The following is a 13,152-nucleotide window of genomic DNA, read 5'->3' as shown; positions in this document are numbered from 1 at the left end:
CAATGAGGCCGGGACAGTTAGTGAGGCGGATCGGCGCGAGCATGCCGATATTTAGGATGAAGCAGGCCAGTGCTACGGATAGCAGCGGCTCACTGGGGTCGACCGCGCATTGCTAATATATTCGGGCATTATAGTAAGCGCATAAGCTGCTTGCCGGTGCCGACCAAATTTCCCTTGGCGTCGCGAGTCTTGTTCTCGGCCGTATTGTATGAGCCCAGCAGGTTACCGCGATGATCGCGTAGCTTTACATTGCCCTGAAGTTCTTCGGTGTAGCCGATTAGGTTGCCACGAGCGTCGCGAATGTTGGCACGCATAGCTTCCTCCTTGATCAAGATTTCCAAATTACCTGCGCCATCTGAGACTTACGACCACTGCGCGACAAAGCGGTTTGCGTCCTCTACGCTGGAGAACTCTACGATCGCGTCCATGAGGATGAGACTTTCAGGAAAGCCGCCGAACACTTCGCCTGCTGTGTTGTAGCGCTGGGTCGTGACGGTGATACGCATCCCCTGTTTGCGCAGCCAGAAGCCGAGTCCGATAGAGTCTTCGCCGTCGCCCACTGAGATCGCCTGCAATGAGCCGAGGAGGTCGTTGGTCGCGGCGGTCTCACGGACGATGATCTGCGGTGCGGTGAAGAACTCCATCGACGGCCTCAATCTTGCCCCAGCTTGAACTCTTAACCGATACCGCTTATCCATAAGCGATACCGGTTATATCGTCAATGAAAGACGGACAACGCAGGGCTGGATGAAAGAAAGCGATACCGCTATCTCTCGAAGGGTGACGAAGCCAAAGCTCTTCGATGAGGCAATCCATTTCCGTGCGCGAGCGGGGACGAAGGCGCGCATCGATGAGCTACGCGGTGAGACCCGACAGGGCGACTTCGTCCGCGAACTCATTGAGGACGCCCTCGATCGCCGCGAACAGGAGGCCGCGAAGCCACAGGACCGCTGATCCGCGCCGCCTAAATAGTAGGGTTAGGAGATTTGGATGGCTTGGCGACATTATGAGGTGCGGCAATCAGGTGAATGTGAGGTCCAGAACGGACCTCACGGTTCGCTCGCACAATTCGAGATCGGAATTGTGGAAACGGGTCGCACACGGGTCTTCGCCGGTCATTTCGTGCGGCTCGCGCTCAATGACGGCGAACAGATTACCGGTGAACACGAACAGTCATTGCGTGGCGCATTGTGGCGGTTGGCTCGCAACATCGCGCCGCTTGGTTATGTTCTCAATTGTGCCGGTATCAGCGCCGAGTTCAATGAGAGCGGGCTCAGCGTTGACACTGGTTGGGGCTATTGGGGGCATCAGAAGGAGCCCATCCACATGATGGACCCGCTGCCCGTCGATGCTGAAGACTCCGGCGATCTTGATCAGATGATCCGAGAGGCAGTAGAAGGCATGCAGATCGACATCAGCCTCACGCTTGAGCCCGCCCCTCACCGGCCCGCGCGCGAAGCGCCCCGTAAAGCTGGGCGGGGCCGAGCAGCACCTCTTTCAGGCCGTCCCGCACCTTCTGCGAATCGAGAGCCTGCTTACTCATTGAGGAATGCGCCTCGAACGCCTCGATAATCGCGTTCATCAATTCGTCCTTGAGCGTTGGCGAGTTGGCGAACTGAGCCTCGGTGTTGTTCGCGGCCTGCGTCACCAGTGCATCGGATTCGAGCATCTTGTCGCGCAGGGTGGTGACATAGCTCAGTTGGTCGCCATCAGTGGTATCAGCGCCGAACAGGTCGTTCACGCGCTCAATGATCTCGGCGAGCAGCGCCTTCTCCTTATCCTGCACTGAGCCGGAGCCGACCTCCGTCATCGGCTTGAGCTTGCTTTCATCGCGCCCTGATACATCAAGGCGACGCTGCCCCTCGTCCCTGAGGCTATGGTGCGTCAGCACGACCTTCGAGAGGTCCACGCCCTCTCGCTCACGGCCAAACTCCAACAGCGGCGTCAGGCGTTTGTAGAATACGAAGCGCTTCTCGATCGTGCTGCTGCCATAGTCGAATATCTGGGACAGAAAGCTGTAGGCGCGCTGGTATGCCGCCATGTCGTTTTTGAACAGGACAAGCGCATTGATCTCGTCCTGCGCGTCTGATGCGCCATCATGGTCATCACGCTCGCGAGCGTTGCTCAGGCGTTCCTGCGCAGCCTTGTAGCGCTTGAGCAACCGGTCAGCGACCGGCTCAATGGCGGCAATGAGATCACCCTGCTTGGCGCGGGGATTCATCTCGACCGTAGCGACGCGTTCGACCTCGAACTCATCATAGTGGCCGCTGGCATCCAGCTTGCCCTTGAGGTCGAGGACGAGGTTCGGGTCAGTGACGCCCTCAAGCTCAGCGGTGTCATAATAGGTGCGGAAGGCAGCGAGGACTTCCTCTGACGAGTTCACGAAATCGAGAACATAGGTGGTGTCTTTGCCCGGATGCGCGCGGTTGAGGCGCGAAAGGGTCTGCACCGCCTGAATGCCTGCGAGCCGCCGATCGACATACATGCCGCACAGCAGCGGCTGATCGAACCCAGTCTGAAACTTATTGGCGACCAGCAGCAGGTGGAAATCCGAACCCGCAAACGCATCGCGGATGTCCCGCCCCTTCAGCCCCGGATTGAGGGTGGCGCTGCCCTCAGTGAGCGGCTCGTGGCTAGAATCAGGATCGTTCACTTCACCGGAGAAAGCCACCAATGTGCCGAGGCCATAGCCCTGCGACTTGATGTAACCATCGATCGCCACTTTCCAGCGCACAGCTTCGACGCGACTCCCGAGCACCACCATTGCTTTGGCCTTGCCATCGAGCAGCGGCTGCACATTCTCGCGGAAGTGCTCAACGACGATCTGAACCTTCTGCGCAATATTGTAGGGGTGCAGCCTCACCCAGCGCATTATACCTTTGAGTGCCGTGCTGCGCTCGACTTCGCGGTCATCCCACTCCTGCCCGTCATTGGCGAGGCGGAAGGCAAGGCGATAGGGCGTGTAGTTCTTCAGCACATCGAGGATGAAGCCTTCCTCGATCGCCTGTCTCATTGAGTAGACATGGAAAGCGGACGGCAGATTGCCGGGGCCGGACGGCTGATCGGGTTCCGGCTTACGCCCAAACAGTTCGAGCGTTTTGCCTTTCGGGGTAGCCGTGAATGCCACATAGGTGACGCCACTGTCGCCAGCGCGCGCCGCCATCTGTGCGGTCAGGATGTCCTCGGCGCTGGCCTCACCACCGTCCTGAAGCTCAGCGATTTCCTCTGGGGAGAGAAGCTGCTTGAGCTTTTTTGCCGCCTCGCCAGTCTGCGAGCTATGCGCCTCATCGGCAATGACGGCGAACCGCTTGCCCTGTGTGGCAGCGAGGTCGCGAACGGCCTCAAGCGCGAAGGGGAAGGTCTGGATGGTGCAGACGATGATCTTCTTGCCCTGCGCCAGCGCCTCGGCAAGCTGACCGCTCTTGGCACCGCCTTCACTGCGGATCGTCGCCACCACGCCGGTCGTCCGTTCGAATCCGAACAGCGCATCCTGAAGCTGGGCGTCGATGACATTGCGATCCGACACGACGATGATAGTCGAGAACAGCTTCTCGTCGGCGTCTGTGTGTAGATCGGCAAGGAAGTGCGCGGCCCACGCGATCGAGTTGGTCTTGCCGCTGCCTGCCGAGTGCTGGATCAAATATTTGCCGCCAGCGCCCTCGGTGCGAACGGCCGCGCGAAGCTTCCGAGTGGCGTCAAGCTGGTGATATCGAGGGAAGATGATGCCGCTGATCGCGCGCTTCGTATCGCGCTGAGCGACGAGATAGCGGCCGATGATTTCAAGCCAGCTTTCCCGCTCCCAAATTTTCTCCCACAGATACGCCGTGCGGTGCCCATATTCATTGAGCGGATTGCCCGCGCCACCCTCATCGCCTTTATTGAAGGGCAGGAACCGGGTGGTCGGTCCTGCAAGCTTGGTGGTCATATGCACTTCGCTGTTGCTCACGGCGAAGTGGACAAGCGCCCCGCTGGGGAAGGCCAACAACGGCTCAGCGTTGCCGCCCTTTGGACGGGGCAGGCGGTCGAACCGATACTGATCGATGGCGTCAGTGATCGACTGGGTAAAATCGGTCTTCAACTCAACGGTCGCGACCGGCACGCCATTGAGGAACAGCGCCAGATCGAAGCAGTTCTCGTTCGCTATTGAGTAGCGAAGCTGGCGCACGACGCGGAGGCGGTTGGCCTGATAAGCGGCGATGATGTCGGGGTTCATGCCCATGGCAGGCTTGAACTGGGCCAGCGAGATCATGCTCCGCACGCCGACCATCTCGACACCGTGGCGAATGACATCCAGCGTGCCGCGATCGTCGATCTGCTTGCGCACGCGGTCGAGCAGTGCCGCCTCAGCACCCGCTCCGTGGCTGCGGCTCAGCGAATCCCAGACCTTCGGCTGTGTTTCCTGCGCCCATGCGACGAGATCGGGCGCAAACAGTGCCCGCTTGCGGTCGTAAAGCGTGGCGCTGCCGGATTCGTAGAGCCAGCCATGCTCAGCGAGGTGGGCGCAGATTTCGTCCTCAAAACGGATTTCCTTATGAATGCTCAACGCCTCACCCCTGCTTCAACTGATTGAGGCGGGGCTTCAGCAACCGCTCAAGTCGCAGCATCGCATCGACGAGAGCCTGCTGCACCTTGGGCCAATCCTCACGATCGGAACGATAGCCGCCCTCGACCAGCGCGCCGATCAATGTGCCGCGCTGGCCCTCTTCGCGTTTCCAGATCAGATCGCCGCCGAACTCACCCTCAATGAGGGCGCGATCCGCTTCGAGCTTGAGGAAGAACGCCTGATTATCGTCGATCCACAGATGGACCTGAGAATCGCGCTGGCGGATCGTGTAGACGAAGGTGAAACCTGCCAGCCCTGCTGAGGCTGAAATCCAGTTATCCTTCGATGGGCTGCGTCCCGCATGTAGCGGTGTCTTCTCAGCCGCAAGCGCGAGCAGGCCCTGCCAGAACTCGTATCGAACCTCGTGGCGCTCGACCTTCGCCTTCTGCTCAGCCTGCCGCTTGAGCCCGATCTGCGTCTGAAACTGCGTGGCTTCGGGCAGGGGGATGATCGGCTGCACATCCAGCAGCAATCGTCCGTCGCCGAGCTTGTATGGACTGAGCCGGATGCAACTGATGTCGAGACCCTGCTCACGGAGCCACAGCACCGTCGTCGTCAGTTCCTTGCTGAACGCTGCTGAGGCGAGGATGATGCGGACGCTGCCGCCGAACTCCTCCTGCTCGGCCTCTTGCCAGTTAAGGTAGGCGAGCAGCTTGGCTTCGGCATCCTCACCGCTCTGGCCGCAGCGCCGCAGATATTGCGTATGGGCATCGACCGCCTCAGCGAAAGTCATGCGCGCGATCATCGCCGCGTAGCGGATCGCCTGAAGCTCCATGTGGCCCGCATCATCGCGCTTGAGTTCAACCACCACGAGGTTGGCCTCAGCATCGAGACAGAGAAGATCGATGCGCCGGTTGCTATCGATCCACCCGCCATACTCGTCGGACAGGACCAGCAGGTCTTCACCCAGCACCGCAATCTGATCGCGCAGCATGCGCTGAATGTCCTGACGCTCACGCAGCCCCTCGACATAGAAGCGCGTTGGGTTCGCAGCGGTCAGCTTCCCCTCATTGACCTCGTAAACCGGCATCAGGCTGTTCCCTCCGGGGCGGCGACCTGACGCGCTTCCCAGTCCTTGTAGGTCAGGCCACCATCAGCGGTGCGCCAGTCAATCTGGCCGTTCGAGGCTCTGCCGTTCACCACCGCCGCTGCGGCGCTGGGGCTGCGGAAGGCATAGTCCTGCGTGAACACGCAGTTCGCGCCCTGCTCAGTGAGGACACCCGACCGGCGAAGTTCTGCATAGAGCGAGGCGTAGGTATGGTGGTCGAGGCCAGTCCATTCGAGCCTGCTCATCGATCCGGCCTCAACGACGAACTCACCGTCAGTGAGCATGGCTGAGGCGCGCAGGCCGTGCTTGCGCGATTCGAGCACGAAGCGCGTTCCGCCACCGGCGACCTCCTGTGGGTCCGCAATCGTCCGCACCGGCGTGGTGGATGTCGCAGGCCGCGCCGACCGGGTGCGCTGGATGAACATATCGACGCGCACGGCGGGGAGCACGATCAGCAGGTTTTCAAGGAACGCCTCCATCTTCGCGATGTCCGCCTCACTGAGTATTGGCAGCACCGGCGCGGTCAGGTTGTCGAGCGGGGTGTGGCCGATCGCCTTGGCGTAGCTGATCAGGCGCGCTTCAAGGTAGCGGACATGCGCCTTGTTGAGCTTGTTCGCCGACGCGGTGACCAGCACCGCGCTGGTCCACCATTCCTTGCGCACATCATGCTGCCGGATGCGTGCGCCGATATCCTCGCCCTCACCAATATAGGCGAAGGGTTCGCCATCCTGATCGCCGAGAAGTAGGTAGATGCCCGCGTAACTGGACTCACCGCGTGCCAGCGCCGCGCTCAATTGCGTGCGCGGGAACATCAGCACATGTCCCGTCCAGTTGAATAGCTCAGCGGTGACCATGCCATCGGGCCGACCGTCGATGTAATAAAGCTCCAAGGATCGACCGACTGCTGGGCTCATAGCAATGTCCCTATCTGGCTCATGGTTTTGGAGCCCGAGCCGGTAGGAACGATCCCGTGCCGACGCATCCAGTCGAGCCAATGCGGAAGCTCGTCGGCGCGGAAGTTTTCACCCTTTTTGGGGTGCCAGCTAAAAAACGCAGAGAAAATCTGCTCGTCAGTGAGCGATCTTCCCTCAATCAGCGCGTCGTTCCAGACCGCGTAAAGGGTGGCGATAGCCTCAGCAGAATGTGTCTTGAGACCGGACAGCACCTTAATGAGGTGATCGAGCTTGGTGAAGCGTTCCTCACCGAGCCACTTGCGTAGGTCAGCGGTATGCCCTCCCTTCGTGCCCGTGGTGCGATAGCGGACCATGCTCCCATCGCGCTTGTCATCTATGACAATACCATCGTCACCGCCGTTCGCTTCAATCTCATCCATCATAGGTTGGTCGAGAGGGCCGAAGGGCATGCGGATGTAGCAACCGGCGAGTTCGGTGATGTTGGCGTGAGCTTCGGCGAGGTAGGCGACTTTCTGTAGCTTGGTGCGCCCAAAGGTGGGCTGATGCGCCAACCGCTCAATGATCTCGGCCGCAACAAAGCGGCGAGCCCGCACGCGATCTATCGGGAACGGTAGAATCGTTGCCGACTGACGAACATCAATCTTGCCAGTAACCGCTGCGGAGATGACTGCTGAACGACGCTCTTGGAGGATGCCGATCGCCTTTTCCGCCACAAACTGAAACTCGTCTAATTTCGCGTTGCTCTCCGCGACCATTTGAACAATTGCCTTCTGCTCGTGATGCGGAGGCACCGGCAGGAGAAGGTTGCCGAAACTTGGAAATCTAATGCGCGGAGCCCGCTCGCGAACCGATGGACAAGCAGCCAGAATGAATCCGCGCAGCGCCATCAAGCGAAGCAGTAGTCCATAGTATGCTGGTTCAATTTCGGCTGAAGTGGGATCGCATACAAGATACTCGGGCGAACACTTGCCCCGAGAGTCGGAGACCCCAATGGCACCGGCGAACGCATCCATAGAATGGAGGACCAGTTGACCGTTCTCAATACCCTGATAGCCGACTTCTAGGACCGCGAAGGTAAATCCATCCTCGCGTCGATTTGCACGCAGCGTCACCTGACCATCTCGAAAGCAAGTGACGACCTCTCCATCCTCTGGTGGCGGTAACGCGGATTTTTTGAAAAGAAATTTGGCGCGCTTTAGCTCCCAGTGCTCTGGCACCGCGCCAAGCCACTCAATCCCGCTTGTTCTCGATACTCGTTGCGCATTCAAACCGTTTGTAACGGCGTGAGAAATGACCGATTGCCGTTTCTCTTTGAGCAGTGTGATCAAGCGCCGCTGCTCCTCAATGAGCGCGTCGATCTTCGCGGTTTCGCGATCGAGGAAGGCAACGATGGCGACCTGCTCATCCAGCGGCGGAAACGGCACTGCGAAAGCTCCGAGATCATCCGCTGAAATCTCAAGAAAGGTCGATCCCCTCCCGCGCACATTCAACTGCTCGGTAGCAATCGAAAGAGTGTAGAAACCAAAAACGGCGTTCGTTTCGTTTGTCGGGATTAGCGTCTTGCAGCCTTGGTTTGTGCTGGCCTTAACTCTGGTGACGGCAAGCGAACCTATAGGTGCGCGTGTTGAAACGACGATACTACCGGCTGGGCTCAGCGAAGCAGCGCAAGAGGCCAGTCCGCTGTCGGTGATCATTCTCGCTGTTTGCGAGATGAACTTCGTGCGCAGCTTGCTAAGATCGCCCGGGGTGATCCATGGGATGTCGCCATCCCAAAATTCCTCAACATCTGACTTGGGTGTGGAGCCACCCGCGATCGAATAGGCGCGCTTCAATCCAGTCACTTTCCAATGACATGGGACTGCCCCTAGCCATTCAACGCCGCTGTCCCGATAAGACGAATATGCGGGAAAGCTCACGCAGCGAGCCCTTCCAGCAAGCCCTTGATCCGGTCTGTGACAGCCTCAAGATCGGCGTCGATCTCAACAAGAGGACGCGGGGGCTCAAAGACATAGAAGTGCCGCGTGAACGGGATTTCGTAGCCGACCTTGGTCTTGTCGGCATCGATCCATGCATCATCGGCGTGCGGCAGCACTTCCCGCGCGAAGTAAGTCTCGACCTCCTCACTGAGCGGCACATTTTCGGTGTCGCGCAGCGCGCTGTCCGCCTGTGGTTTACCCTTGGCCTTGCCGCGCTGGCCGACAACGACCTTGCCCGTCTCGTCCCGCTGAGGGCGTTCGACGGTGATTGTGCGATAGCCGAAGGCGCTGTTCGGGAAGATGCGCGACAGCGGCGCAAGCTTCACCTTGCCGCCCTCGGGCGCTGAGGGCTCCGGCTCACCTGCAATCACGACTGTGCGACCGACTTCCTTGCCCTCGGCATCGATGCTGGTGGCGAGCCGCGCCTCAGTGAACCCACCAAACAGCTTGGTCACGGTGTCGATATGGTCGTCGGACATCTCCTTGCGCTTCGACCCCAAGGATTTGCGCATCTTGCGCCACATGGAGGAGGCGTCGATCAACTGGACCTTGCCCCGGCGAGCCTCTGGCTTTCGGTTGCTGATGATCCAGGCATAGGTGCTGATGCCGGTATTGTAGAACATGTCAGTCGGCAGTGCGACGATCGCCTCAACGAGGTCGTTCTCCAACACATAGCGGCGAATTTCGCTCTCGCCGCTGCCTGCGCCGCCCGTGAATAGGGGCGAGCCGTTGAGCACGATCCCAAAGCGACAGCCCCCCTCATTGAGCGGGCGCATCTTCGACAGCAGGTGCATCAGGAACAGCAGCGATCCGTCCGACACGCGCGGCAGGCCGGGACCGAAGCGCCCGTCATAGCCCTTCTGCACATGCTCGGCGCGGACCTGCTTCTCGACCTTCTTCCACTCGACGCCGAACGGCGGGTTCGACAGCATGTAGTCGAAGGTGCGACCGTGATGTCCGTCATCCGAGAGGGTGTTGCCGGGGGCGATGTTCTCGATCGCCTGCCCTTTGATGAGCATGTCGGCCTTGCAGATCGCATAGGATTCAGGGTTAAGTTCCTGACCGAACATGGTCAGGTGACCCTGCGGGTTGTGCTCAGTGAGATACTCGCCCGCGATCGACAGCATGCCGCCCGTGCCCGCTGTCGGATCATAGATGGTGCGAACGATCCCCGGCTTGGTCAGCGCATCGTCGTCCTCAACGAACAGCAGGTTGACCATGAGGCGGATCACCTCGCGCGGGGTGAAGTGCTCACCGGCTGTCTCGTTTGAGATTTCAGCGAACTTGCGGATCAGTTCCTCAAAGGCGAGGCCCATCGCGGCGTTGTCCACCCTGTCCGGATGGAGGTCGATGCGGGCAAAGCGTTCAATGACCTGATAGAGCAGCCCGGTTTTGGCGAGCCGGTCGATCTGGGCATGAAACTCGAACTGCTCGAAGATGTCGCGCACGGCCGGGGAGAAGCCCTCGACATATCGGACAAGGTTGGCGCGGATGTTGTCCTGATCGCCCATCAGCTTGCCGAGGTCGAGCGGATCGGTGTTGTAGAAGCCCTGCTTTGCTGTGCGAAGGAGGAAGGGCTCGGGGTTCAGGTCCAGCGCCGTCTTCGCCTCAAGTTCAGTGAGAACCGCCGCTTTGGTGGGGTCAAGCACGCAATCAAGACGGCGCAGCACAGTGAACGGCAGGATCACCCGGCCATATTCGGATTGTTTGTAGTCCCCCCTCAGCAGGTCCGCCACAGACCAGATGAACGATGCAAGTGCTTGATGATTCACAAAATACCCCCGGCGTCCGGGCCAGATTAGCATTTTTGCTAAGGGGAGGACAGCAAGATATGCGATACCGGTTTCTGACAAATTCAATCCCGATGAGGCGACATGGCTGAGCAGCCTGACCTGATATCTGATCTCCATGACCTCGACTTCGCGCGCCTGCTGCTGGCTGAGATGCACGATGATCTGCACGGGAAGGTGAGCCGGTTCCGCCAGCTTGAGGACTCGGTTAGCGCGATCGGATCGAGGCGCTCAATGATCCCCGGTGGCGAGATCGCCTATGCGGCTTGGGTCGAGGCGCGCAGTAGCTTCGTGCATGGCAACTTCGTCGCGACCGTGCTGCTGTCGCAGGCGTTGGCAGAGCAGATGCTCGCCGCGATGCTGACGATGGGCCTCGACGGCGAACCGATCCCGCCGAAGATCGACTTCCGAATGACGCTCAAGCGGTGTCTTGCGCGCGATATGATCAGCCAGCGGGATGCGAATGATCTCGAACGGCTGATGGAGATGCGGAACCCGCTGTCGCATCACCGTCTTATTGACGACCCGTCGAATCTGTCGCGCCGTGTCATTGATCAGCGCGTGTCCGGTGAGGAGCACCTGCGCCGTGATGCGACCTTTGCGATCAGTATGGCGGTGCGGCTGCTGGCCTTACCGATGATCCGGCTCGGTGACTGACGGCTATCGCCTGCGCGCAATGTTCATGGTTTCGTTGAGAGCCGAGCGCATACGCGCTCTGCTGCTGCATCACGCTGATCCGCGCATTCGTTCCTCATGCGCCAATCAACGAGCGCAGCGGATTCAATGACGAAGGAGCAACAGCAATATCGATCATCAACCTCGGTAGGATGATACATCTTTATTTCCCCCGCACCTGAGCAGACTTACACAAAGGGCATCGACAGATACCCACGCTCATTGAGAGCGAAGCTGCCCAGATGCGGGGGATAGGGGGTTCATCAACCTGCGGTTGTTAGAAACTGTGCGTCGCGGCTTCGGGGTTTTATACCCAGCAGGTGGTCGCCCGGACCCTGCATGCGCCAGCGCCTATCAAGGTGCGCTCCCCGGCAGAGTCAAACTGACTTCGGGGATCACCTTCGACGGTTATATCGGTGAGGATAAGCGATTGAGGGACGCACGCCGTTGAACACCGCGCCCGCTCAATCCGGGGAGTTGTCAGCTAACGACATGGCTCCCCGTCTTGTGCTGGGGCTGTGTTTGACTTCGCACCCCGCGACGACCGTTGTTCGCTTCAACCGGCGATCGGGCTGTGATCCGATCGTTCTTCAACTCCCGTCGAGCGGCCTTATCGCTTTCAATGAGGGAGCGGGCCAAGTCCGGGGCAGTTTGTGAGCGGGCCACTCATTTGACCGTCTCCGGCCACCCTGCGAAATGTTCATCTTTATTTATCATAGCGCGGGTGCCGAGCGCATTAATTGATTTTGGGCGAGACGCCCCGGAGCCATTTCGCCAACTCCGGGACGCCCGTGGTATTTAGATGCAGATCGATCAGGGCCGACAGTAGGCGATGCGACGCTCTGAATCCCGCCCTTCGATGGCGTTTTCAGCCTGAGCGAGACGGAGCGCAGCGAAGCGGATTGCGTTCTCGGTGCCAGTGAACCCACAGTCCTGCGCCTCGCGGAACAGGGTGCTGATGCACTTCCACCGGTTCGTCAGCAAGCTGAGCACGATGTTGTCGGTGGTTTCGCCCCGCCGCAGTTTCGGTGACCGCCGACGAGGAGCGCTGGCTGCCATCCGCCGCACGACCTTTTGCGGAGTCGAGCGTGTGGTCTTGGGCGCTTCGGCAGTGATCAACTGACTGGCCCCGCTGATCATCGCCTCGACGGTTTCGGTGATCCGCTGCTTCACGGCGCGTTCGGCCTTGAGGGCCTCCTCAGCCGTGATATTGCGGCGCGCCTTCTCCGATGCTGCCAGTGCTCGCTGTGCGCTGCTGACTTGAGCTTTGAGCCCCTCGATCTCGGTGTTGAGCCGCGCGATCGTGCTGAGCAGGGACTTTGACCGGCTCAGCATGTTTTCGAGGCCGCCATACTGCGCCGCCTCGTGGTGCATGACCCGGAAACCTGCCACGGCGGCGTCTTCGTGTGTGAGGGGATTCAGGACCATGTTGACGATTGGGTCGATATTGATGATCTTCATTGGGAAACTCCCTTGGTTCAGTGACTTGCCAAGGGGTGGCCACCTCGTTGACGCTCATAGTTTTAGTTGAGGTCGGCGGATGGCGCTGTGGTGCGAACATTTGGTGGACTATGGGACGAAGGCCGAAGCACGAACTGACTGAGCAGGAGCGCTATGATGGTCAGGTGGCGAGCCGGGATAGCGCCGGTAAGAATGGTCGGATGCGGCAAATGGGCTGGTTTCTCGACGCAGCCTCCTACATCGTTCATCTCAGAACGGAGGATCATCGAGGGCGACCACCGATCGCCAAGCTGATGAAGTATCTCACTCAGCGCGGGTGGAAATCCGAGCGCGGAAAGGATGTCAGCCGGTCGGAAGTGAAGCGCATGGTCGAAACCTTCGACCCCAATGATTCGCTGCCAGAAAACAAGGCCGACTGGGAAGCAATACGAATGGGTCGAATCGAAGCATCGGGTGGTATTGAGGCCGCCAGTGTAGCCATTGATCCCGAGAAATGGACGGAGATGCAAAAGGCGATCAGGGCGGGCTGGAAGCCAACTTGGCGCGATCGGATTATAAAGGCAGACGCCGATCCTTTTGACACCGATCCCCAGTGAGCCGCTGCTATCCGTAGCACTGGCCTGCTTCATCCTAAATATCGGCATGCTCGCGCCGATCCGCCTCACTAACTGTCCCGGCCTCATTG

11 protein-coding genes are annotated in these 13,152 nt (G+C 59.6%); 3 read left to right on the top strand and 8 right to left on the bottom strand.

What is annotated here, in order from left to right; translation table 11 throughout:
• Nucleotides 1-128: 128 nt before the first annotated feature.
• Nucleotides 129-314, bottom strand: a complete 186-nt coding sequence (locus tag ASE49_RS06555; protein WP_156370164.1) for a hypothetical protein — start codon at nucleotides 312-314, stop codon at nucleotides 129-131.
• A gap of 48 nt (nucleotides 315-362) precedes the next feature.
• Nucleotides 363-644, bottom strand: coding sequence for a hypothetical protein (locus ASE49_RS06550; protein ID WP_056769580.1), 282 nt, complete (start codon nucleotides 642-644; stop codon nucleotides 363-365).
• Nucleotides 645-747: 103 nt separating this feature from the next.
• Between ASE49_RS06550 and ASE49_RS06545 the strand changes: the two genes are divergently transcribed.
• Nucleotides 748-954, top strand: coding sequence for a hypothetical protein (locus ASE49_RS06545; RefSeq protein WP_056769578.1), 207 nt, complete (start codon nucleotides 748-750; stop codon nucleotides 952-954).
• Nucleotides 955-1,420: 466 nt separating this feature from the next.
• Here ASE49_RS06545 and ASE49_RS06535 read toward each other — a convergent pair whose 3' ends face one another.
• The 5 genes from ASE49_RS06535 to ASE49_RS06515 form a co-directional block, all read right to left on the bottom strand.
• Nucleotides 1,421-4,543 (bottom strand): type I restriction endonuclease subunit R, encoded by a 3,123-nt coding sequence (locus tag ASE49_RS06535; RefSeq protein ID WP_056769575.1) that lies wholly within the window; start codon nucleotides 4,541-4,543, stop codon nucleotides 1,421-1,423.
• Between the two features lie 4 nt (nucleotides 4,544-4,547).
• The gene (locus ASE49_RS06530; protein ID WP_056769573.1) at nucleotides 4,548-5,633 is read right to left on the bottom strand and encodes a DUF4268 domain-containing protein; all 1,086 of its coding nucleotides are present in this window, start codon (nucleotides 5,631-5,633) and stop codon (nucleotides 4,548-4,550) included.
• On the bottom strand, nucleotides 5,633-6,565 hold the full coding sequence (locus ASE49_RS06525) for a GIY-YIG nuclease family protein (RefSeq protein ID WP_056769571.1): 933 nt from the start codon (nucleotides 6,563-6,565) through the stop codon (nucleotides 5,633-5,635). The genes ASE49_RS06530 and ASE49_RS06525 overlap by 1 nt, the downstream gene beginning before the upstream one ends.
• A complete protein-coding gene (locus tag ASE49_RS06520; RefSeq protein ID WP_268778243.1) occupies nucleotides 6,562-8,406 on the bottom strand; it encodes a restriction endonuclease subunit S in 1,845 nt (614 codons plus the stop codon). Before ASE49_RS06520 ends, ASE49_RS06525 begins: the two co-directional genes overlap by 4 nt.
• A gap of 71 nt (nucleotides 8,407-8,477) precedes the next feature.
• Nucleotides 8,478-10,346, bottom strand: coding sequence for a type I restriction-modification system subunit M (locus ASE49_RS06515; protein WP_268778244.1), 1,869 nt, complete (start codon nucleotides 10,344-10,346; stop codon nucleotides 8,478-8,480).
• A gap of 69 nt (nucleotides 10,347-10,415) precedes the next feature.
• Between ASE49_RS06515 and ASE49_RS06510 the strand changes: the two genes are divergently transcribed.
• On the top strand, nucleotides 10,416-10,988 hold the full coding sequence (locus ASE49_RS06510; RefSeq protein WP_056769567.1) for a hypothetical protein: 573 nt from the start codon (nucleotides 10,416-10,418) through the stop codon (nucleotides 10,986-10,988).
• 831 nt (nucleotides 10,989-11,819) lie between these two features.
• Here ASE49_RS06510 and ASE49_RS06505 read toward each other — a convergent pair.
• Nucleotides 11,820-12,467, bottom strand: a complete 648-nt coding sequence (locus ASE49_RS06505; protein ID WP_056769565.1) for a hypothetical protein — start codon at nucleotides 12,465-12,467, stop codon at nucleotides 11,820-11,822.
• A gap of 47 nt (nucleotides 12,468-12,514) precedes the next feature.
• On the opposite strand from ASE49_RS06505, the gene ASE49_RS06500 reads away from it, so the two are divergent.
• The gene (locus ASE49_RS06500; RefSeq protein WP_156370162.1) at nucleotides 12,515-13,063 is read left to right on the top strand and encodes a hypothetical protein; all 549 of its coding nucleotides are present in this window, start codon (nucleotides 12,515-12,517) and stop codon (nucleotides 13,061-13,063) included.
• The last annotated feature ends 89 nt before the right edge of the window (nucleotides 13,064-13,152 follow it).

The organism is Novosphingobium sp. Leaf2 (assembly GCF_001421325.1).
Classification (GTDB): Bacteria; Pseudomonadota; Alphaproteobacteria; order Sphingomonadales; family Sphingomonadaceae; genus Novosphingobium.
The sequence above is the reverse complement of the archived record's forward strand: the minus strand, read 5'-3'. Positions and strand labels throughout refer to the sequence as shown.